The organism is Variovorax sp. P1_G12, assembly GCF_056405555.1.
Genome location: NZ_JBFUBW010000008.1, coordinates 62,862 through 83,980 on the forward strand (window position 1 = coordinate 62,862; position 21,119 = coordinate 83,980).

The 21,119-nt window shown below is 69.2% G+C and carries 16 protein-coding genes and 1 riboswitch; of the genes, 9 read left to right on the plus strand and 7 right to left on the minus strand.

The features are described from left to right. Position 1 precedes the first annotated feature (1 nt). The 3 genes from uvrA to AC1D2O_RS11095 all read left to right on the plus strand — a co-directional run bounded on the left by uvrA (position 2) and on the right by AC1D2O_RS11095 (position 8,418). Complete coding sequence (gene uvrA / locus AC1D2O_RS11085; RefSeq protein ID WP_478086264.1) at positions 2–5,806, plus strand: excinuclease ABC subunit UvrA; 5,805 nt, start codon at positions 2–4, stop codon at positions 5,804–5,806. A 501-nt stretch (positions 5,807–6,307) separates the two neighbouring features. Next, positions 6,308–7,354 (plus strand): histone deacetylase family protein, encoded by a 1,047-nt coding sequence (locus tag AC1D2O_RS11090; protein ID WP_478092904.1) that lies wholly within the window; start codon positions 6,308–6,310, stop codon positions 7,352–7,354. A gap of 107 nt (positions 7,355–7,461) precedes the next feature. Next, positions 7,462–8,418, plus strand: a complete 957-nt coding sequence (locus AC1D2O_RS11095; RefSeq protein ID WP_478092901.1) for a tripartite tricarboxylate transporter substrate binding protein — start codon at positions 7,462–7,464, stop codon at positions 8,416–8,418. 6 nt (positions 8,419–8,424) lie between these two features. Here the strand turns inward: AC1D2O_RS11095 and AC1D2O_RS11100 are convergent, their stop codons facing one another. After that, positions 8,425–9,270: a GNAT family N-acetyltransferase gene (locus tag AC1D2O_RS11100; RefSeq protein WP_478092899.1), complete on the minus strand. Its 846-nt coding sequence runs from the start codon at positions 9,268–9,270 to the stop codon at positions 8,425–8,427. Between the two features lie 57 nt (positions 9,271–9,327). On the opposite strand from AC1D2O_RS11100, the gene AC1D2O_RS11105 reads away from it, so the two are divergent. After that, positions 9,328–9,546, plus strand: coding sequence for a SlyX family protein (locus AC1D2O_RS11105; protein WP_478092897.1), 219 nt, complete (start codon positions 9,328–9,330; stop codon positions 9,544–9,546). Positions 9,547–9,550: 4 nt separating this feature from the next. Here AC1D2O_RS11105 and amrS read toward each other — a convergent pair whose 3' ends face one another. Continuing rightward, positions 9,551–10,639: an AmmeMemoRadiSam system radical SAM enzyme gene (gene amrS, locus AC1D2O_RS11110; RefSeq protein ID WP_478092895.1), complete on the minus strand. Its 1,089-nt coding sequence runs from the start codon at positions 10,637–10,639 to the stop codon at positions 9,551–9,553. Next, entirely contained in the window at positions 10,636–11,442 is an 807-nt protein-coding gene (gene amrB, locus AC1D2O_RS11115; protein WP_478092893.1) for an AmmeMemoRadiSam system protein B, read from the minus strand. Before amrB ends, amrS begins: the two co-directional genes overlap by 4 nt. 198 nt (positions 11,443–11,640) lie before the next feature. Here amrB and AC1D2O_RS11120 point away from each other — a divergent pair, with 198 nt between their 5' ends. After that, complete coding sequence (locus AC1D2O_RS11120) at positions 11,641–12,492, plus strand: DUF4399 domain-containing protein (RefSeq protein ID WP_478156982.1); 852 nt, start codon at positions 11,641–11,643, stop codon at positions 12,490–12,492. Here the strand turns inward: AC1D2O_RS11120 and AC1D2O_RS11125 are convergent. The 3 genes from AC1D2O_RS11125 to AC1D2O_RS11135 all read right to left on the minus strand — a co-directional run bounded on the left by AC1D2O_RS11125 (position 12,479) and on the right by AC1D2O_RS11135 (position 15,768). Further along, positions 12,479–13,267 carry an HAD-IIB family hydrolase gene (locus tag AC1D2O_RS11125; RefSeq protein WP_478091767.1) on the minus strand — a complete coding sequence of 263 codons (789 nt, stop codon included), beginning with the start codon at positions 13,265–13,267 and terminating at the stop codon, positions 12,479–12,481. The genes AC1D2O_RS11120 and AC1D2O_RS11125 overlap by 14 nt on opposite strands. 148 nt (positions 13,268–13,415) lie before the next feature. Beyond that, positions 13,416–15,044, minus strand: a complete 1,629-nt coding sequence (locus AC1D2O_RS11130) for a peptide chain release factor 3 (RefSeq protein WP_478156984.1) — start codon at positions 15,042–15,044, stop codon at positions 13,416–13,418. Between the two features lie 73 nt (positions 15,045–15,117). Next, on the minus strand, positions 15,118–15,768 hold the full coding sequence (locus tag AC1D2O_RS11135; protein WP_478156985.1) for a hypothetical protein: 651 nt from the start codon (positions 15,766–15,768) through the stop codon (positions 15,118–15,120). Positions 15,769–15,874: 106 nt separating this feature from the next. Then, positions 15,875–15,944: riboswitch (S-adenosyl-L-homocysteine riboswitch) on the plus strand. A 63-nt stretch (positions 15,945–16,007) separates the two neighbouring features. Between AC1D2O_RS11135 and ahcY the strand changes: the two genes are divergently transcribed. The 4 genes from ahcY to AC1D2O_RS11155 are packed head-to-tail and all read left to right on the plus strand — an operon-like array spanning position 16,008 to position 19,740. Then, positions 16,008–17,447, plus strand: a complete 1,440-nt coding sequence (ahcY, locus tag AC1D2O_RS11140; RefSeq protein ID WP_478091763.1) for an adenosylhomocysteinase — start codon at positions 16,008–16,010, stop codon at positions 17,445–17,447. 10 nt (positions 17,448–17,457) lie between these two features. Then, entirely contained in the window at positions 17,458–18,267 is an 810-nt protein-coding gene (locus AC1D2O_RS11145; RefSeq protein WP_478091762.1) for a TlyA family RNA methyltransferase, read from the plus strand. Next, positions 18,218–19,078: a methylenetetrahydrofolate reductase [NAD(P)H] gene (gene metF, locus AC1D2O_RS11150; RefSeq protein WP_478157053.1), complete on the plus strand. Its 861-nt coding sequence runs from the start codon at positions 18,218–18,220 to the stop codon at positions 19,076–19,078. The genes AC1D2O_RS11145 and metF overlap by 50 nt, the downstream gene beginning before the upstream one ends. Then, complete coding sequence (locus AC1D2O_RS11155; protein ID WP_478091758.1) at positions 19,075–19,740, plus strand: septal ring lytic transglycosylase RlpA family protein; 666 nt, start codon at positions 19,075–19,077, stop codon at positions 19,738–19,740. The genes metF and AC1D2O_RS11155 overlap by 4 nt, the downstream gene beginning before the upstream one ends. A 230-nt stretch (positions 19,741–19,970) precedes the next feature. On the opposite strand, the gene AC1D2O_RS11160 is transcribed toward AC1D2O_RS11155, so the two are convergent. Then, the gene (locus AC1D2O_RS11160) at positions 19,971–20,930 is read right to left on the minus strand and encodes a 23S rRNA (adenine(2030)-N(6))-methyltransferase RlmJ (RefSeq protein WP_478092351.1); all 960 of its coding nucleotides are present in this window, start codon (positions 20,928–20,930) and stop codon (positions 19,971–19,973) included. Positions 20,931–21,119 lie beyond the last annotated feature (189 nt).

Consider the following 21,119-nt stretch of genomic DNA (forward strand, 5'->3'; position numbering starts at 1 on the left):
CATGACACAGGGCTCCATCCGGATTCGCGGTGCACGGCAGCACAACCTCCAGAACCTCGACCTCGACATCCGCACCGGCGAGATGACGGTGGTCACCGGGCCGAGCGGCTCGGGCAAGTCGAGCCTGGTGTTCGACACCCTCTATGCCGAAGGCCAGCGGCGCTATGTCGAGACCTTCTCGGCCTATGCGCGCCAGTTCCTTGACCGCATGGACAAGCCGGCGGTCGACAAGGTGGAGGGCGTGCCGCCCGCCATCGCGATCGACCAGACCAATCCGGTGCGATCCTCGCGCTCGACGGTCGGCACGATGACCGAGCTCAACGACCACCTGAAGCTGCTGTTCGCGCGCGCGGCCCAGTTGTTCGATCGCGAGACGGCCTTGCCGGTGCGGCACGATTCGCCGGATTCGATCTACGCCGAACTGGTGGCGCGGGCCGCGGCGGCCGGCGATCCGCGGGTGGCGCTGACCTTTCCGGTCGAGCTGCCGGCCGGCACTTCGGCCGACGAGGTGACGCAGTGGCTCTCCGCCAGCGGATTCACGCGCGTGCAGGCCGAGCGCGAGGTCGCCACGCCGACCGGTCCGCGCAAGGTGCTCGACGTGGTGGCCGACCGCTTTCGCATCGCCGGGGCCGAGCGTGTGCGCGTGGTCGAGGCGATCGAGGTGGCGCTGAAGCGCGGCAGCGGGCGGCTCACGGTGTATGCGCTGGCTCCGGATGAGGGCGGAGCGCCGGACATGTGGAAGTTTTCGACCGGCCTGCACTGCCCCGAGAGCGACATCCGCTACGCCGACCCGATCCCCTCCATGTTCTCGTTCAATTCGGCCGTCGGCGCCTGCGAGACCTGCCGCGGCTTCGGCCGCGTGATCGGCGTCGACCTCGGGCTCGTGATCCCGAACGAAAAGCTCACCTTGCGCGCCGGCGCGATCAAGACCATCCAGACGCCCGCCTGGAAGGAGGCCCAGGACGACCTCATGCGCCACGCCGAGGCGGCCGGCATCCCGCGCGACACGCCGTGGAACAAGCTCACGCCCGACCAGCAGGCCTGGGTGATCGAGGGCTCGCCCAACTGGAAGGGCAAGTGGAACCAGCAGTGGTATGGCGTGCGTCGCTTCTTCGCCTACCTCGAGAGCAAGGCCTACAAGATGCACATCCGCGTGCTGCTGTCGAAGTACCGCAGCTATACGCCGTGCCCGACCTGCGCCGGTGCGCGGCTCAAGCTCGAGAGCCTGCTGTGGCGCATCGGCAGCAAGGAGGACGCCGACGCGGTGCTCGCCCCCGCGAAGCGCTTCATGCCGGTCGGCGCCAAGTGGTCGCGCGAGCAGCTCGAGGCCTTGCCGGGCCTGTGCCTGCATGACCTGATGCTGCTGCCGATCGAGCGGCTGCGCCGCCTGTTCGACGGCATCGAAAGCCACGGCAACAGCAGCACGGCGAGCGAAGGCGACGTGCAGGCGCTCAAGCTGCTGTTCGAGGAGATCACGACGCGGCTGCGCTACCTGCACGACGTCGGCATCGGCTACCTGACGCTCGACCGCCAGAGCCGCACGCTGAGCGGCGGCGAGGTGCAGCGCATCAACCTCACGACGGCGCTCGGCACCTCGCTGGTCAACACGCTGTTCGTGCTCGACGAGCCCAGCATCGGCCTGCATCCGCGCGACATGAACCGCATCACCGAGGCGATGCTTCGGCTGCGCGACGCCGGCAACACGCTGGTGGTGGTCGAGCACGACCCGGCCGTGATGCTGGCCGCCGACCGCGTGATCGACATGGGGCCCGGCCCCGGCGTGCGCGGCGGGCAGATCGTGTTCGACGGCAGCACCGATGCGCTGCGCGATGCCGAGACGCTCACCGGCCAGTACCTGGGCGGGCGCAAGCAGATCGGCATGGGCTTCCGGCGCATGGTGAGCGACAACACGCCGCGCCTCATTCTTGAGGGCGTGCGCGAGCACAACCTGCAGGGCATCACGGTGGAGCTGCCGCTCTCGCGGCTGGTCTGCATCACCGGCGTCAGCGGCTCGGGCAAGTCGACGCTGGTGCAGGACGTGCTGGCGCCGGCGCTGATGCGCCACTTCGGCAAGGCGACCGAAAGCCCGGGCGCGCACGACCGCATGCTTGGCGCCGATCACCTGAGCGACGTCGTCTTCGTCGACCAGTCGCCGATCGGCAAGACGGCGCGCTCCAATCCTGCGAGCTACGTCGGCGCCTGGGATGCGATCCGCGAGATCTTCGCCACGGCGGCGCTGTCGCGGCAGCGCGGCTACACGGCCTCGAAGTTCAGCTTCAACAGCGGCGACGGCCGCTGCCCGACCTGCGGCGGCTCGGGCTTCGAGCATGTCGAGATGCAGTTCCTGTCGGACGTCTACCTGCGCTGCCCCGACTGCGACGGCAAGCGCTACCGGCCCGAGATCCTCGAGGTGACGATCGAGCGCGCGGACCGCAACCTCAACGTGGCCGACGTGCTCGACCTCACGGTGGCGGAAGCGGCCGCGGCCTTCGACAACGACCGCGAGGTGCAGCGCGTGCTGCAGCCGATCGTCGATGTCGGCCTCGACTACGTGAAGCTGGGCCAGCCCGTGCCAACGCTTAGCGGCGGCGAGGCGCAGCGCCTGAAGCTCGCGGGCTTCCTGGCCGAAGCCGCCAAGAGCGGCAGCGCCAGCAAGCAGCCGCTGGCGCGCAAGGGCACGCTGTTCCTGTTCGACGAGCCCACCACCGGGCTGCACTTCGACGACATCGCGCGCCTGATGCGGGCGCTGCGCAAGCTGCTCGACGCCGGCCATTCGCTGGTCGTGATCGAGCACAACCTCGACGTGATCCGCGCCAGCGACTGGCTGATCGACCTCGGGCCCGAAGGCGGCGAGGGCGGCGGCCAGGTGGTCGCGGTCGGCACGCCGGAGCAGGTGCGCGAGAACCCCGCCTCGCTGACCGGTGCGGCGCTGGCCGACTACGAACTCGCGGTCGGGCCGGGTGCCTACAAGGTAGCGGAGCGTGCCGCGCGCAGCTACGCGGCGAGGGTGCAGCCGGCGCCGGGCCGCGATGCGATCCAGATCGTCAATGCGCGCGAGCACAACCTCAAGAACCTCTCGGTCGACATCCCGCGCGGCAAGTTCAGCGTGGTCACCGGCGTCAGCGGCTCGGGCAAGTCCACGCTGGCCTTCGACATCCTGTTCAACGAAGGGCAGCGGCGCTATCTCGAATCGCTCAACGCCTATGCGCGCAGCATCGTGCAGCCCGCGGGACGGCCGGAAGTGGATGCGGTCTACGGCATTCCGCCCACGGTCGCGATCGAGCAGCGGCTGTCGCGCGGAGGCCGCAAGAGCACCGTCGGCACCACCACCGAGGTGTGGCACTTCCTGCGCCTCTTGTACGTCAAGCTCGGCATCCAGCACTGCATCCACGACGGCGCGGCGGTGCAGCCGCAGACGCCCGACAGCATCGCGGCGCAACTGCTGAAGAACTTCAAGGGCCAGCACATCGGCCTGCTGGCGCCGCTGGTGAGCAACCGCAAGGGCGTCTACACCGAGTTGGCCGACTGGGCCCGGCCGCGCGGCTTCACCCATCTGCGGGTCGATGGCGAATTCCTGCCGACCACGGGCTTCCCGCGCATCGACCGCTTCAAGGAGCACAGCATCGAGCTGCCGGTGGCCAGCCTCGATGTGCTGCCGGCGCGGGAGACCGAGCTGCGCCAGGCCCTGACCCGGGCGCTGGAGCATGGCAAGGGCGTGCTGCACGTGCTGAGCGAACTCACCGGCCTGCGCGGCGCGATGATGGCCGGCGCACCGACCGCCGGCATCGGCCGTACCCAGGTCTTCTCGACCCTGCGCGCCTGCCCGGTCTGCAGCACCAGCTACGCGGAACTCGACCCGCGCCTGTTCTCCTACAACAGCAAGCATGGCTGGTGTCCCGACTGCGTGGGCACCGGCGTCAAGCTGACCAAGGAGCAGCGCAAGGTCTACGACGACTCGGTGATGGCCGACGACCAGAAGGGGCGCGAGCAGACCTTCGCCGAGCCCGAGGCCGAAGACGTGGGCGACGTGGCATGCCCGACCTGCGAGGGCACGCGGCTCAACGCGACCGCGCGCGCCGTGCTGTTCGGCGAAGGCGGTGGCATCGGCATCACCGAGCTGGCGCGCATGAGCGTGACCGATATCCGCATCTGGTTCGAGAACATCGCGCTCAGCGGCCGCCAGGCCGAGATCGCGCGCGACCTGGTGCCCGAGATCAAGAGCCGGCTCGAATTCCTCGAAGAGGTCGGACTGGGCTACCTCACGCTCGACCGCGGCGCGCCCACCCTCTCCGGCGGAGAGGCCCAGCGCATCCGGCTCGCGGCCCAGCTCGGCAGCAACCTGCAGGGCGTGTGCTACGTGCTCGACGAGCCGACCATCGGCCTGCATGCGCGGGACAACCAGATCCTGCTCGACGCGCTGCACAAGCTCGGCGACAAGGGCAACACGCTGGTGGTGGTCGAGCATGACGAGGACACGATCCGGCGTGCCGACCACATCATCGACATCGGTCCCAGCGCGGGCAAGCGCGGCGGCCGGCTGGTGGCCGAAGGCAGCGTCGCGGACATCCAGGGCGCGGGCGACTCGCAGACCGGCCGCTACCTGCGCGATGCGATCAAACACCCGCTGCAGGCCCGGCGCAACGTGCCGGCGCCCGAGCCCGGCGCGCCGGACTGGCTCAGCGTGCGCGGCGCCGACCTGCACAACCTGAAGGACGTCACGGTCTCGCTGCCGCTGCACCGGCTGGTGGCGGTCACGGGCGTCAGCGGCTCGGGCAAGTCGACCCTGGCGCGCGACGTGCTGCTGGCCAACGTGTATGCGGTGGTGGTGCAGCGCATGACCAAGGCCGGACGCGACGCCGATGCCGCGGGCAAGCATCCGAAATGGGTGGGATGCAGCGCGGTCGAAGGCTACGAGACCATCGACCGCGTGCTCGAGGTCGACCAGACCCCGATCGGCAAGACGCCGCGCAGCTGCCCGGCGACCTACATCGGCTTCTGGGACACGATCCGCAAGCTGTTCGCCGACACGCTCGAAGCCAAGGCGCGCGGCTATGGGCCTGCACGCTTCAGCTTCAACACCGGCGAGGGCCGCTGCCCGGGCTGCGACGGCGCGGGCGTGCGCACCATCGAGATGAGCTTCCTGCCGGATGTGAAGGTGGCGTGCGAGGTCTGCCACGGCGCGCGCTTCAACCCCGAGACGCTGGCGGTCAGCTGGCGCGGCAAGAGCATCGGCGACGTGCTGCAGATGGAAGTCGACGAGGCGGTCGAGTTCTTCGCCTCGATGCCGAACATCAGCCATCCGCTGCAGCTGCTGAAGGACGTCGGGCTCGGCTACCTGACGCTGGGCCAGCCGTCGCCGACGCTGTCGGGTGGCGAGGCGCAGCGCATCAAGCTGGTGACCGAACTCAGCAAGGTGCGCGACGACGTCACGCGACGCGGCAACAAGGCGCCCCACACGCTCTACGTGCTCGACGAGCCGACGGTCGGCCTGCACATGGCCGACGTCGAGAAGCTGATCCACGTGCTGCACCGGCTGGTCAACGGCGGCCACAGCGTGGTCGTGATCGAGCACGACCTCGACGTCATCGCCGAAGCCGACTGGCTGATCGATCTCGGGCCCGAAGGCGGCAATGGAGGTGGACGCGTGGTGGCGGCCGCGCCGCCGGAAGACGTGGTGAAGCTGGGCACGCACACGGGCGTTGCGTTGGCACCTGTGCTGGCGCGTTCGCGCGAACGGCATGAGGTGCTGACGCTGCCGGTGCGAGAAGCGGAGTCGAAGCCGGAGCCGAAGCGGCGCGAAGCGTGATTGCGTCGGCTTGTTCGCTCGTTGGGGGCGCCCGGCATGCGGTACGGGCCAGTCGACCCCACTGCGCCGGCCCTTCGGGCTGCCTTGCGGTGCTCGCTTCAGGCGGGGTCCGCGCGAAACTCGCTTCGCTCAAACACGCGCGGCCCTTATCCGCCTGAAGCTGCGCTCCTCAGCGGCGCAGAGGGGATCGCCCGTCCCGCACCGCATGCCGGGCTTCGGGGGTGTGCGAGCCCCCCTTCGCTTCCAGCGAAGCAATGCAACCCCAACGTGTCCACGGCGGTGGGCGGTAGGCCCCGGGCCGGCCGTTGAGGCACCGCCGAGCAGCGCAGCGGTGCGCGGATCAGGGCTCGCGACTGTTTGAGCGAAGCGAGTTTGAGCGAGACCCCGCGTACCGCGAGCAGCGCAGGGCAGCCGCGAAGCGGCCGGTGACGTCGGCCGGCCCGGGGCCTACCGCCCGCCGCCGCCCCCCGCCCCCACGCGCTTCCGCGTTACCCTAGCGCCATGCTCACGATCTACAACGACCGCCACCCCCTTCACCACGGCAAGGTCGAGATGTTCCGCGGCGAACTCGTGCCGTGCTTCGAGGTTCCGGCGCGTGCCGACTATGTGCTGCAGGAACTGGAGCAGCGCGGGCTCGGTCCCATCGAAGCGCCGGATGTCTTCGACGACGCGACGATCGCGCGCGTCCACGCGCCGCGCTACCTCGATTTCCTGTCGAATGCGTGGAACGAGTGGGTGGCACTCGACCCGGCCAATGCGGACCGCGACGCGCTGCCTTCGTACTGGCCGATCCGCACCTTTCGCTCCGACGTGCTGCCGGCCAGCTTCCCTGCGCGCATGGGCCTGTTCTCGTACGACGCCGGCACGCCGCTGACCGCAGGCACGTGGACCGCGGCACGCGCGGGCGCCTGCTGCGCGTTGACCGCCGCGGCGCGCGTGCTGCAAGGCGAGCGCGCGGCTTTCGCGCTCACGCGGCCACCGGGCCATCACGCAGGCGCGGATTTCTTCGGCGGCTACTGCTTCCTCAACAACGCGGCGATCGCGGCCCAGGCGCTGCGCGATGCCGGCGTCGACCGCGTCGCGGTGCTCGACATCGACTACCACCACGGCAACGGCACGCAGGCCATCTTCTACGAGCGCGCCGACGTCCAGTTCACCAGCCTGCATGGCGATCCGCACACCGAGTACCCCTACTACCTGGGCTACGCCGACGAGCGCGGCGCGGGCGAGGGTCTGGGCTTCAACCACAACCTGCCGCTGCCGCGCGGCACCGGTTTCGCGGCCTGGCGCGAAGCGCTGGCGACCGCGCTGCGCGGCCTCGCGGACTTCAAGCCCGGCGCGCTGGTAGTCTCGCTCGGGCTCGACACCTTCGCGGGCGATCCGGTCGCCGGCTTCACGCTCGCCACGCCCGACTACCTGCGGATCGGCGAAGACATCGCGCGCGCAGGCCTGCCCAGCGTGTTCGTCTTCGAGGGCGGCTACGCGGTGGCGGAGGTGGGCGTGAACGCGGTCAACGTGCTCGACGGATTCAGGCAACGAGCGGGCTGAGCCAGGGCGCTGACACGGCGGCGACACGGACCGGGGAGATACCCGCTTGTCCCGCGCGTGCCCCATGCGGCCCAATGCGGCATTCAACCTGTACCGGAGGCCGCCACATGATTCGTCGTTCCCTTTTGTGCGCCGCCCTGCTCGGCGCGGCCGTCACGTCTGCGCATGCGCAGACCTTTCCCGCCCGGCCGATCAAGCTGATCATTGCCTTCCCCGCGGGCGGCCCGACGGACATCACGATGCGGCAGCTGGCCGACAATGCATCGAAGATCCTCGGCCAGCCGATCGTGGTGGACAACAAGCCGGGCGCCGGCGGCACGCTGCCCGCGCAGGCGCTGCAGACCGCGCAGCCCGATGGCTACACCATCGGCCAGATTCCGCTCGGCGTGTTTCGCCTGCCCTACACCACCAAGATCAACTGGGACCCGGTCAAGGACATCAGCTACGTGATCAACGTCACCGGCTACGCCTTCGGCATCGCGGTCCCGGCCGACAGCCCGTTCAAGACCTGGAACGACTTCGTCGCCTATGCCAAGGCCAACCCGGGCAAGCTCACCTACGGCTCGACCGGCAACCTGACCAGCCCGCACCTGACGACCGAACTGATGGCGCAGCAGCTCGGCATCCAGCTGCAGCACGTGCCCTACAAGGGCAGCGCCGATCTGGCGCAGGCGGTGCTCGGCAACCACCTGATGGCGATCGCCGACTCGACCGGCTTCGCGCCGCTGGTGGAGTCGGGCAAGCTGCGCGTGCTCAACACCTGGGGTGACAAGCGGCTCGCCAAATTCCCGGATGCGCCGACACTCAAGGAGCTCGGCATGGACATCGTGCAGAACTCGCCCTTCGGCATCGGCGCGCCCAGGGGCACGCCGCCCGAGGTCGTGAAGAAGCTGCACGACGCGTTCAAGCAGGCGATGGAGGAGCCGAGCTACGTGGCCGCTCTGGGGCGCTACGACATGCTGCCGATCTACATGAGCTCCGCGGACTACGCGAAGTTCGCGCAGACGACCTTCGCGCGGGAGAAGGCGTTGATCGAGAAGCTGGGGCTGGCCAAGCCTCAGTAACAGGCCCTAGCCGAGCTCGAAGCTGGTGACCCCGTACAGGCGCTGCAGCTCGCAGGGAGGCGCGCTGCCGGCGTACATGCGCGCGGTCTCGAACACGCTGCGCATGCCTTCGGCCCGCGCCATCGCGACCGCCTCGGCATTCGGCAGCGGGACGTCGAGGTAGACCGTGTCGCCGGCCGGCACGGTGGCGCACAGCGCAGCCAGCAGTGAGTGCGCCACGTGCGGATCGTCCGCCACCAGCGGCGCGATCTTGTGGCCTTCGCGGCAGCGCCGGATCAGCCCCCAGCCCACCAGCCGGCCCTGCTCGACCCAGGCCAGTCCGGTCGCATCGGGCATGTCGATCCAGGCGCGCAGGAAGGCGTCGCGCGGCGCCGGGAAGACGCGGCGGTCGTCGGCGCACAGCGCGGCGAAGTCGACGGTGGCCAGGGGAATGATCTGCTGCGGCGGCGTCTCGCCGCCACTGCGGGCGACACCGGCGAAGCGGGCGTTGTTCCAGGCCAGTGCGAAACCGCTGCGGCGGTAGTTGTCCTGCTGGGCCGGCACGCCGTCGAGCCCGACCACCTGGCCGGCGAGACGGGCCATGCCTTCGCGCCAGAGGCGGATGCCGACGCCCTTGCCGCGCCACGCCGGCGTCACGATGTAGAGCCCGATGAAGCCGAAGCGACCTGCGTACGACACGGCAGAGATGCAGCCCACCGCCTCGCCGCGGTGTTCGGCGACAAGGAAGCCGCCGGGATCTGCCGCATGGAAGCAGGCGGCGTCATGCAATCCGGGGTTCCAGCCTTCGCGCGCCGCCAGCTCGATCACGAGCGCCATCTCGTCGGCGCGGAGGGTGCGGATCGTCAGGTCCATGCGCGGCATTCTGACGCGCCCTGCCGGCGGCTGGGAAAATTCCTGTCCAATAGCGGCATGGAAACCTCGCACGATGTGGAACGCCGACTGACCGATCTGGAGATCAAGGCGAGCTTCACCGAAGACCTGCTGGACCAGCTCAACCTGGTCATCTACAGGCAACAGGAGCAGATCGACAGCCTGGTCCTCCAGGTCACGCAGCTTCGTCAGCAAAGCCCCGAGGGCGGCCCCGGCGCCGCGCGCAACCTGCGCGACGAGCTGCCGCCTCACTACTGAAGGGCTACGCCGCCAGCTGCACCGGAATCCGCCGCCGGCCGAAGCCGCCGCCGAAAGCCCCGAAGCGACCCGCGATCGGCGTGCCGCAATGCGGGCAGGCGCCATGCGCATCGAGCTCGCAGGCCAGCACGACATACCAGTCGCGCCGCACCAGCGCTGCATGGCAGCCCGGACAGAATGTCGTGCCGCCTTCGACGTCATGCACGTTGCCGGTGTAGACGTGGTGCAGGCCGTTGCCGAGCGCGATCGTGCGGGCCCGCGTCAGCGTGGCGGGCGGCGTCGGCACCACGTCCATCATCTTGTAGTCCGGATGGAAGGCCGTGAAGTGCAGCGGCACATCGGGCCCGAGCCGGTCGGCAATCCAGCGTGTCATCGCGTCGATCTCGGCGTCGCTGTCGTTGTGCTGCGGGATCAGCAGCGTCGTGATCTCGAACCAGCAGTCGGTCTCGTGCCGCAGGTACTGCAGCGTCTCGAGCACCGGCGCCAGGTGGGCGCCGGTCTGCTGGAAGTAGAACTGCTCGGTGAAGGCCTTCAGGTCGACGTTGGCCGCGTCCATCTTGGCGTAGAACTCGCGTCTGGGCGCGGCGTGCATGTAGCCCGCCGTCACCGCGACGCTGTGCAGGCCGAGCGCATGGCAGGCGTCGGCGGTGTCCATCGCGTACTCGGCGAAGATCACGGGGTCGTTGTAGGTGAAGGCCACGCTCGAAGCGCCGCTCGCGCGGGCCGCCTCGGCGATTCGCCCGGGTGACGCCGTGTCCTGCAGCCGGTCCATCTCGCGGCTCTTCGAGATGTCCCAGTTCTGGCAGAACTTGCACGCGAGGTTGCAGCCCGCGGTGCCGAAGCTGAACACGCTGCTGCCGGGGAAGAAGTGGTTGAGCGGTTTCTTCTCGATCGGGTCGATGCAGAAGCCCGAACTGCGCCCGTAGGTGGTGAGCACCATCGCATCGCCGGCGCGCTGGCGCACGAAGCACATGCCGCGCTGGCCGTCGTGCAGCCGGCAGTCGCGCGGACACAGGTCGCATTGGATGCGCCCATCGTCGAGCCGGTGCCACCAGCGCCCAGGCGTCGCGTTCGGCCCATCGAGGCTCGTCATTGCCGCTCCTCGAACGCGATCGCGCCGTAGCCGACGACGCGGTCACGACCGCCCGCGGTGTCGCCGGAGTTGCGCAGGTCGAGCAGGCGCGGCACGAGGCCGTGGCGGCGCGCGGCCAGCAGCGCGCCGTTGATCGCCGCCGATCCGCAGGCCTGGTGCGGCGCCAGCCCGGCATCGAGCGCCAGGATGCGTTGCACGGTGGCACGGTCGACGGCCTGCGCCTGCGCGTACGGAAGGTAGTGCGACAGGTCGGAGCTGATCACGATCAGCGTCTCCGCGCCGCCCCACAGCCGCTCGAGCACCTGCGCCACCGATTCGGCACTGGCGTCGCTGACGACCAGCGGCACCAGGGTGAAGCTGCCGAGCAGCATCTGCAGGAACGGCAGTTGAACCTCGAGCGAATGCTCGCGCTCGTGGGCCCGGTCGTTGCGGACCATCTGGGGCAGGTCGCCGAGGCTGGCGAGCGCGGCGACATCGAGCGCGACCTCGCCCAGCGGTGTCTCGAAGGCTTCCGCCTCGGGGACCGCCAGGCCGCTCACCCAGACGTGATGCGCGGGGCCGAGCAGCACCACGCGGCGGATGGCCGGCTCGCGCCGCCGACCGAGCAGGGCATAGGCGTGCGCCGCCACCGCGCCGCAGTACTCGTAGCCCGCATGGGGGGTGATCAGCAGCTTCGCGGGCCCGCGCGCCGGGTCGTCGTCGGCGCCGACGCCGGCCAGGTGGTCAGCGACCTGCCTGCGCAGCGCTCCGGGCGCGGCGGGGTAGAACAGGCCATCGACAACGGCGCGGCGTACGGCAGGCATCGAGCAGGGCTCCTGACGCTGAATCTGAACCCTCCGAGATCGAAAATCAAGACCTTGCCAGGGCGCGCGCGGATGCTTGTCGCGCTGCACGCGGCCGTCTCGCACTGCTAGCGGCCTTTTGTCACGTTTGGTCCGTCTTAAGTTCTAACAATCTAGAACTTCCTGATACACAATCCGGCAACCACAGGAGGAGCAGGCATGCGCGGTCGAATTCGTCACGGGACGCGGGCGGGAATGGTGGCAGCGGCGGCCTGGCTCCTGCTGCTGGCGGGCGGGGCTTGGGCGCAATCGCCTCAGGCACCCGCGCCACAACCGGCGGCCGACAGTGCCGATCTGGTCGTCCATCCCTGGGTGGTGCCGCCGCCCAACTGGTCGCCCGAGGCCTATTTCACGAACCTGAAGGACGGCGCCACGACCGAGGCGCCCTTCGTCGCGCGCTTCGGCCTTTCGATGCGCGGCATTGTCCCGGCCGGCAGGACCGCGGGCACGGCCGGCCACCACCACCTGCTGATCAACCAGCCGCTGCCGCTCGACTTCACCAAGCCGCTGCCCTTCACCGAGCACTACATCCACTTCGGGAAGGGCCAGATGGAGACCGTGGTCGACCTGCCGCCGGGCACCTACACGATGCGGCTGGTGCTGGCGGACCAGGGACACATCCCGTATTTCGTCTATAGCAAGCCGCTCAGGTTCACGGTCAGCAAGCAGAACAAGGGTGTCACGCCGGCCAGCCTGCTGGGCGAGCCGCGCATCGAACTGCTGAGTCCCGCCGATCGCAGCACGGTGCAGTTGCCGCTGCGCGTGCAGTTCCATGCCAGCGGCCTGAACGTGTCGAACGCAGCGCCCAAGGTGCCCGACACCGGCCACTTCCGGCTGGTGCTGGAGCGTCCGGGCCAGAAGGCGGAAATCATCGACCTCGACGGCGGGCAGACCGAGGTGTGGCTCAACCCGCCCAAGGGCAGCTACAGCGCCCGGCTCGAGCTCCTGAGCAACACCGCGGCCGGGAACGTCGTCGCACGCGCCAGGCCGGTCGCCTTCACCGTGCCTTGAGTATCGCGGCCGCCACCTCGGCGAAGCCGGCGCCGCGCTCGCGCTCGGCGACGTAGCTCGGCAGGTGCGACAGGGCGGCCTCGAACCGGCGGACGTTCGCCACGCCGATGCTGTGCTCGAAATGCTCGAACATCAGCGCGTCGTTGGTCGAATCGCCGACGTAGGCCCAGCGCTGCATCTCGTCGTCGAGCCGGCGGCCCCAGAGCTCGCGCACGATCCAGCGGGCGCCGGCCAGCTTGTTGTGCTCGCCGTACCAGCCGTTGACGTGGATGCTGCTGACGGTGGCGTGCATGCCCTCGCTGCGCATCAGCGCGACGACAGCGGCGATCTGCGCATCGCCGAGTTGCGTGAATTCGCTGTGGTCGATCGCGATGTCGCATTCGCGGCCCGGCGAGTCGGTGGCGCGCCGGGCGCCGGGGATCTCGCGCTCGATGCGGGCCAGCACGGCCTGCATGCGCGCGAAATTGCGCTCACGCGTGGGCGCGTCCTGCTGGTAGCGCTTCTCGAGGCCGCCCTGGGGCGCGGGCAGCAGCGCGACGGCGCCGTTCTCGGCCACGATCGCATCCACCGGCCAGGCGCTCGCGAAGGGTTCGCTCCAGCCCACCGGGCGGCCGGTGATCGCCACCCGATGCAGGCCGGCTGCGCGCAGGTCGGCCAGCGCTGCCAGCGCATCGGCGCTGATCGCGCCTTCGGTCGTCAGCGTGTCGTCGATGTCGGTGAAGACGCCGACCAGCGCGCGCCGCGCCGCCAGCGGCCACTCAGTCAGAGGAGTCATCTCAGTTCTTCACCACGCGATCGCGTGACTCGCGACGCATGAAACCGGCGCGGCCAAGCCCAGAGATACCGCGGATCTGGCTTTGCCAGGCCGCTGGTATCGCCCCCTTGAGGGGGCAGCGCCGCAGGCGCTTCGGGGGTGTTTCATTTCAGGAGGCGGTCTGCAGCGCCAGTCCCGCGTGCTCGCGCAGGGGATGGAAGTGGATCTTCGGAAAGCGCTCCTGCGCCAGCCGCACGTCGTAGGGCGAGGTGCACAGGTAGGCCAGCGTGTTGGCCGCGTCGAGCGCCATCCGCGCCGGATAGGCATCGACGAAGGCGCGCAGCTCGGCCGGGGTGTCGGCCGTGATCCAGCGCGCGCCGGTGTACTGGCAGCCCTCGAGCCGGACGTCGGCGTCGTACTCGGTCTTCAGGCGGTGCTGCACCACTTCGAACTGCAGCTGCCCGACCGCGCCCAGCAGCATCGGGCCGCCGACCTCGGGGCGGAACACCTGGATCGCGCCCTCTTCGCCGAGCTGGGCCAGGCCCTGCTGCAGCTGCTTGGTGCGCAGCGGGTTCCTGAGGATCACGGTCATGAACAGCTCGGGCGCGAAGAAGGGCAGGCCGGTGAACTGCAGCGAGGCGCCGTCGGTGATGGTGTCGCCGAGCTGCACGCCGCCGTGGGTCGTGAAGCCGACGATGTCGCCGGCGTAGGCCTCCTCGACCGCTTCGCGCCGCTGGCTCATGAAGGTCACGACGCTGGTCGGGCGCAGTTCCTTCGCGGTGCGCTGCACCTTGAGCTTCATGCCCGGCGTGTAGCGCCCCGAGGCCATGCGGACGAAGGCGATGCGGTCGCGGTGGTTGGCGTCCATGTTGGCCTGCACCTTGAACACCACGCCCGCGAAGTCCTTGTGCTCGGGCCGGATCTCCTTGACCACCGGCTGCCGGTTGACCATCGTGGTGCTGATGCGCGGCTGCGGCGGCGGCGCCAGGTCGACCAGCGCGTCGAGCACTTCCATCACGCCGAAGTTGTTGACGCCGGAGCCGAAGAACACCGGCGTCTGCTTGCCGGACAGGAAGGCCTCGCGGTCCCAGGTGGGCGAGGCGCCGGTGGCCAGTTCCATGCTTTCCACTGCGTGGTCGAACTCGCGGCCGAAGCGCTTGTGCAGCGCGTCGCGGTCGGTCAGCGGAATCGTTTCGAAGTCCTGCGGCAGCTTTTCCTGGCCCGACTCGAACACCGTCATCGCCTTCGTGCGCAGGTTGATGATGCCGCCGAAGCTCTTGCCCTGGCCCACCGGCCAGGTCATCGGCACGCAGGGCATGCCGAGTTCGCGCTCGATCTCGTCGAGCAGTTCGAGCGGCTCGCGCACCTCGCGGTCCATCTTGTTGACGAAGGTGATGATCGGCGTGTCGCGCTGGCGGCAGACCTCGATCAGCCGCCGGGTCTGTGCTTCCACGCCGTTGGCCGCGTCGATCACCATCAGGGCCGAATCGACCGCGGTCAGCACACGGTAGGTGTCTTCGGAGAAGTCCTTGTGGCCCGGCGTGTCGAGCAGGTTGATGACGTGGTCGCGGTAGCTCATCTGCATCACCGACGAGGCGACCGAGATGCCGCGCTGCTTCTCGATCTCCATCCAGTCGGAGGTCGCGTGGCGCGAGGCCTTGCGCGCCTTCACCGAGCCGGCGATCTGGATCGCGCCCGAGAACAGCAGCAGCTTCTCGGTCAGCGTGGTCTTGCCGGCGTCCGGGTGGGAGATGATCGCGAAGGTGCGGCGGCGTTTGGTTTCGGAGGCGAAGGTCATGGGGGTGAACGCGGTGCGCGCTCACGGGCGCGGGCTGCTGGAGGCAAAACCCACGATTTTACCGTTCGGGCGCTCACATCGGGGGTGAGAAGCCTTTGCGGCCCACCAGCATGCTCGAGGCGGTCGGCTTGCCGTCCTTCACCTGGGCGGTCACCGTGACCATCGCGCCCTGGACCACCAGCGCCGCCTGGTCGTCCTGGGCCGGCTTGAAGGTGACGATCGGCGTGCCGCGCGGGACGATGACGGTCTTCTCGCCGTCCTTGTACTTGAGCACCAGCTTCTTGCCGCCCGGAACCGCCGCCGGCGCCGCCGAGAGCGCGGAGACGGTGGCATTGGTCATCGTCCCGTCGGGCATGTAGTCCCAGGGGCGGAAGCCTTCGCCGGTGCCGCGCATGGCTTCCGGAAACACGAGTACCTCGACCGCGCGCTGGGTGCCGTCGGGCTGCGGCAGCGAACCCGCGCCGACGAAGCTGTCGGGCTTGATGGCGGCCATGTCGAGCGGGAGCACTTCGAGCACGCGCATGCTGGCGGGCCGCACCAGGGTGACGATCTCGCCGCTGCGGTCCTTGACCGTCAGCGAATTCGCGTCGACGTGCGCGATGACGCCGCGCACGCGCACGGTGGGCTCCGCGGCCGCGGCCGGGGCCTGCGCCGGAGCCGGCAAGGACAGCGTGGCCGTCGCGGCCATCACGAACGAAGTGGCAAGGATCTTGGCTTTGGACATGAGGATCGGCCGGGTGGGGCGATTGTTGGGGGTGGGAGGATCCGCAGTCTAGGCCGATCCGAAAAGCGCTGCTGGCGGCCGGCCGGCGCCGCGCGTTAAAATACGCCGTTCCGAGGAGCGTTGCAGCGCCGACAGGCGTGAGGCTCGGACCATCATCGCAACCACGCTCACCCGCTGTTCTCGCGGTGAGTCCATTCCCCGATCGCAGTGGCATCTTTCAAGCTTGCTTTGGAGCCAACATGAGCGCAGTTCTCAAACCGTCCCCCGTTTCCACCGTCGACCAGGCGATCGCCGACCTCTCCCTTGCCGCCTGGGGCCGCAAGGAAATCCGGATCGCCGAAACCGAGATGCCCGGCCTGATGGCGATTCGCGAAGAGTTCGCCAAGGGCCAGGCGCTCAAGGGCGCGCGCATCACCGGCTCGCTGCACATGACGATCCAGACCGCCGTGCTGATCGAGACGCTGCAGGCGCTCGGCGCCACCGTGCGCTGGGCCTCGTGCAACATCTTCTCGACCCAGGACCACGCCGCCGCCGCCATCGCCGCGGCCGGCACGCCGGTGTTCGCGATCAAGGGCGAGTCGCTGGAAGACTACTGGGACTACACCCATCGCATCTTCGAATTCGGCCCCAAGGGCTCGGCCGGCGAAGGCCCGAACATGATCCTCGACGACGGCGGCGATGCCACGCTGCTGATGCACCTGGGCCAGCGCGCCGAGAAGGACCAGAGCGTGCTGGCCAACCCGACCAGCGAGGAAGAGCGCATCCTGTATGCGGCCATCAAGGCCAAGCTGGCGGTCGATTCGACCTGGTACACCCGCAAGTCGGCCGAGATCATCGGCGTGACCGAGGAAACCACCACCGGCGTGCACCGCCTGAACGAGATGTCGGCCAAGGGCACGCTGCTGTTCCGCGCCATCAACGTCAACGACTCGGTCACCAAGAGCAAGTTCGACAACCTCTACGGCTGCCGCGAATCGCTGGTCGACGGCATCAAGCGCGCGACCGACGTGATGATCGCCGGCAAGGTGGCCTGCGTGGCCGGCTACGGCGACGTGGGCAAGGGCTCGGCCCAGGCCCTGCGCGCCCTGAGCGCGCAGGTGTGGGTGACCGAGATCGACCCCATCAACGCCCTGCAGGCGGCGATGGAAGGCTACAAGGTCGTGACCATGGAGTACGCCGCCGACAAGGCCGACATCTTCGTGACGACCACCGGCAACAAGGACGTCATCACGCACGACACGATGGCGAAGATGAAGGACCAGGCCATCGTCTGCAACATCGGCCACTTCGACAACGAGATCGACGTCGCCTCGATCGAGAAGTACGAGTGGGAAGAGATCAAGCCGCAGGTCGACCACATCACCTTCCCGGACGGCAAGAAGATCATCCTGCTGGCCAAGGGTCGCCTCGTGAACCTCGGCTGCGGCACGGGCCACCCGAGCTTCGTGATGTCGTCGTCGTTCGCGAACCAGACCATCGCCCAGATCGAGCTGTTCACCAAGCCCGACGCCTACCAGGCCGGCAAGGTCTACGTGCTGCCCAAGCACCTGGACGAGAAGGTCGCTCGCCTGCACCTCAAGAAGGTCGGAGCGATGCTGACCGAACTGACGGATGCGCAGGCAGCGTACATCGGCGTCGACAAGAACGGCCCGTACAAGCCCGACACCTACCGCTACTGAGTCCCACGTCTTGCGTGCCGATCAGCTACTCGTCGAACGCGGCCTCGCCGCTTCGCGCTCGCAGGCCGTCCGCCTGATCGCCGGCGGCTTGCGCTGGCGTGACGGTGCCGACTGGCGCGTCGTGGGGAAGAACCGCGACGAAATCCCCGAAGCGGCCGAGCTCGAACTGCTCGATGCCGCCGAGGCCCGCTACGTCTCGCGCGGCGGCCTCAAGCTGGAAGGCGCGCTGGCCGCCACCGGCATCGACCCGCGCGGCCGGCGTTGCCTCGATGTGGGCCAGTCGACCGGCGGCTTCACCGACTGCCTGCTGCAGCAAGGCGCCGAGCATGTGGTGGGCGTCGACGTCGGCCACGGCCAACTGCATGCGCGCGTGCGCGACGATGCGCGCGTGACCGCGGTCGAGGGCGTCAACGCCCGCACGCTGACGGCGGATGCCTGGGCATCCGAATCCCCTGATGAGGAGACTGCCGACCGGAGCTTCGGCCTGATCGTCGGCGATCTCTCCTTCATTTCACTCACGCTGGTGTTGCCCGCGCTGGTGCCGCTGCTGGCGCCCGATGGCGACATGCTGATGCTCGTCAAGCCGCAGTTCGAACTGCAGCCGGGCCAGGTCGGCAAGGGCGGCATCGTGCGCGAGCCCGCGCTGTACGCCGTGGTCGAGCAGCGCTTGCGCGATACCTGCGCGGCACTCGGCCTGCGCGTCGTGCGTTGGCTCGACAGCCCGATCGAGGGCGGCGACGGCAACCACGAGTTCTTCATCCATGCTGTTCATGCGGACGGCCAACCAGGAGCCGGCCGTGCGCCTTCCGCTGAGCTTTGAGTTCTTCCCGACCAAGACGCCCGAGGGCGCAGTCAAGCTGCGCGCCGTGCGGCAGCAGCTCTACGCGCAAGAGCCCGAGTTCTGCTCCGTCACCTACGGTGCCGGCGGCTCCACGCACGAAGGCACTTTCGGCGCGGTGCGCGAGATCCTGGCCGAAGGCGTGGAAGCGGCCTGCCATTTCTCCTGCATCGGCGCGACCAAGGCGACGGTCCGCGAGCAGCTGGCCGAGCTGAAGGCGATGGGCGTCAAGCGCCTGGTCGCCTTGCGCGGCGACCTGCCGAGCGGCTATGGCGTGGGCGGCGAGTTCCACTACGCGAGCGATCTCGTCGCCTTCATCCGCGCAGAAACCGGCCGCGATTTCCACATCGAGGTGGCCTGCTATCCCGAAGTGCATCCGCAGGCGCGCTCGCCCGAGGCCGACCTGCAGGCCTTCGCGGCCAAGGTGCACGCGGGCGCCGATTCGGCCATCACGCAGTATTTCTTCAGTGCCGAGGCCTACTGGCGCTTCGTCGACGAGGCACGCGCGCTGGGGCTATCGACGCCGATCGTGCCGGGCATCATGCCGATCACGAGCTCGACGCAGCTGATGCGCTTCTCCGATGCCTGCGGCGCCGAGATCCCGCGCTGGATCCGCCTGCGGCTGCAGAGCTTCGGCGACGACACGGCATCGATCAAGGCCTTCGGCCTCGACGTTGTCGCGGCCTTGTGCGAACGCCTGCGCGCCGGCGGCGCGCCCGCGCTGCATTTCTACACGATGAACCAGTCGGTGGCCACGCTCGGTGTGCTGCAGCGGCTGGGCTGGGCTGCATGAGTTTGCGCAGCGGCCTGGCGGCGCTGCTCGCGGCCGGGCTGCTCGCGGCCTGCGCGGTGCAGCCGGCGTCGCAGGGCGATGCGGCAGGCGACGCGCCGCAGGGTCGCCTGCGACCGCTGGCGAAGCAGCCGGCCCTGCCGCCGGGCGCGCCGCCGCGCTCCGCGGTGCCGTCGGTGCGCTACGACCTCGCTGTATCGGGCCGCGGCGAACTGGGGCCCGACGACGGCATTCCGGGCGACGAGGGCGGGCGCGAGGTCTTCGAGCGCGGCGGCGCTTCCTGGTACGGCATCCAGTTCCACCAGCGGAAGACCGCCAGCGGCGAGCGCTTCGACATGACTGCGTTCACCGCGGCGCACAAGACGCTGCCCTTCAACACGCGCGTGTGCGTGCGCAGCCTGGTCAACGGGCGCGAGGTGCTGGTGCGCGTCAATGATCGCGGGCCCTACGCCTCGGGCCGCATCATCGACCTGAGCCGTGCCGCGGCCGAGGCCATCGGCATGCTCGGGATGGGCATCAAGACGGTGGCGCTGTCGATCGCGGACCAGGAGACCGACCGCTGCGGCGGCACCGAGGTCGGACCGGCGGAGGTGCCCCTCCAGGCCGCCCAGGATCCCGCACCCAGCAGGCCGACACGACAAGTCGCGCCCCGCAAGCGCCGTTAATTTGCTTCGGCCGGCGCAGCCAGGCCCGTTGGTGAAACACCGCGGATCTGGCTTTGCCAGTCCGCTGGTGTTGCCCCCGGCCGGGGGTGGGCGGGCTACACGCAGTGAGCCCAACCTGGGGGCGAGCAACAGAAACACCGCGGATCTGGCTTTGCCAGTCCGCTGGTGTTGCCCCCGGCCGGGGGTGGGCGGGCTGCACGCAGTGAGCCCAACCTGGGGGCGAGCAACAGCTACCCGCCGCTGTCGAGCGAGAAGGTGGCGTTCCGGTCCTGCGCCAGCCGCTCGGCCATCTGGGGCAGGGCGGCCGCCAGCAGCGGTTTCAGCGTGTAGGGCGGATTGATCAGGAACATGCCGCTGGCGGGCAGGCCCGGCCGGTGCGTGACGCCTGTCGCATCGGTCGTGATCTTGCTCGACTTGACCGTCAGCGTGGCGTGCAGCCACGACTTGCCGGCCTTGGTCGCCATGGTCTTGAGCCGGCGCGGCAGGTCGTGCGCTTCCGGCCGCGGGATGATCGGGTACCAGACGGCGTAGGTGCCGGTCGCAAAACGCTTGAGTGCCTCGGCCACGAAGTCGAGCACCCGGGCGTAGTCGCTCTTGATCTCGTAGCTCGGGTCGCACAGCACCAGGGCGCGGCGTGAAGGCGGCGGCAGGAACTTGGTGGCGCTGCCGAAACCGTCGTCGCGCAGCACCGCGATCTGGCGGCCGGCCTCGAGCTGGGCGATATTGGCGTCGAGGGTGCGGGCGTCGGTCGGGTGCAGCTCGAACAGCTTGAGCTTGTCGTGCTCGCGCAGCAGGTGATGCACGATGAAGGGCGAGCCCGGATAGATCTTGGCGCCGCCCTTGGGGTTGAAGTCGCTGATCACCTCGAGGTAGCGCGCCAGGGCGTCCGCGAGCGGGGCCTCCGCCTCGGCGGTGGGCTTCTTCGACGTTTTCCTGGCCGGTGCTGCGCCGGGCACGGGTGCCGGTGCGGCCTTGGCGGGCGCCAGCAGCCGCAGGATGCCCTCGGCCGCTTCGCCGCTGGTGCCGGCGTAGTCTCCATCGAGGCGGTAGAGGCCGGCACCGGCGTGGGTGTCGACCACGGTCAGCGCCGCTTCTTTTTCGAGCAGATGCTCGAGGGTGGCAATCAGCACCGTGTGCTTGAGCACGTCGGCGTGGTTGCCGGCATGGAAGGCGTGGCGGTAGCTAAACATCCCTGGATGGTAACGGTCTGGCCGCCCGATCTGGGTCCTGATTGCGCCTCAAAGATGATTCTTCGTATAATGGAGGGCTTCGCAGCGCCTTTGTGGCCCCGCGGCGAAGACAGGAACCCGCTTGCGCGGGAACCGGCAACCCACCTAAGAGATTCCCGCCAGAGGAACGCCGACCGTGGAAAAGGGCCA

Coding starts and splice junctions, on each gene's coding strand:
- amrB (WP_478092893.1), bottom strand. CDS start 11,442: ATGCCTGCCGTACGCCGCGCCGTTGTCGATGGCCTGTTCTACCCCGCC.
- ahcY (WP_478091763.1), top strand. CDS start 16,008: ATGAGCGCAGTTCTCAAACCGTCCCCCGTTTCCACCGTCGACCAGGCG.
- AC1D2O_RS11105 (WP_478092897.1), top strand. CDS start 9,328: ATGGAAACCTCGCACGATGTGGAACGCCGACTGACCGATCTGGAGATC.
- AC1D2O_RS11130 (WP_478156984.1), bottom strand. CDS start 15,044: ATGACCTTCGCCTCCGAAACCAAACGCCGCCGCACCTTCGCGATCATC.
- amrS (WP_478092895.1), bottom strand. CDS start 10,639: ATGACGAGCCTCGATGGGCCGAACGCGACGCCTGGGCGCTGGTGGCAC.
- AC1D2O_RS11090 (WP_478092904.1), top strand. CDS start 6,308: ATGCTCACGATCTACAACGACCGCCACCCCCTTCACCACGGCAAGGTC.
- AC1D2O_RS11135 (WP_478156985.1), bottom strand. CDS start 15,768: ATGTCCAAAGCCAAGATCCTTGCCACTTCGTTCGTGATGGCCGCGACG.
- AC1D2O_RS11125 (WP_478091767.1), bottom strand. CDS start 13,267: ATGACTCCTCTGACTGAGTGGCCGCTGGCGGCGCGGCGCGCGCTGGTC.
- AC1D2O_RS11100 (WP_478092899.1), bottom strand. CDS start 9,270: ATGGACCTGACGATCCGCACCCTCCGCGCCGACGAGATGGCGCTCGTG.
- metF (WP_478157053.1), top strand. CDS start 18,218: ATGCGGACGGCCAACCAGGAGCCGGCCGTGCGCCTTCCGCTGAGCTTT.
- AC1D2O_RS11120 (WP_478156982.1), top strand. CDS start 11,641: ATGCGCGGTCGAATTCGTCACGGGACGCGGGCGGGAATGGTGGCAGCG.
- AC1D2O_RS11095 (WP_478092901.1), top strand. CDS start 7,462: ATGATTCGTCGTTCCCTTTTGTGCGCCGCCCTGCTCGGCGCGGCCGTC.
- uvrA (WP_478086264.1), top strand. CDS start 2: ATGACACAGGGCTCCATCCGGATTCGCGGTGCACGGCAGCACAACCTC.
- AC1D2O_RS11160 (WP_478092351.1), bottom strand. CDS start 20,930: ATGTTTAGCTACCGCCACGCCTTCCATGCCGGCAACCACGCCGACGTG.
- AC1D2O_RS11155 (WP_478091758.1), top strand. CDS start 19,075: ATGAGTTTGCGCAGCGGCCTGGCGGCGCTGCTCGCGGCCGGGCTGCTC.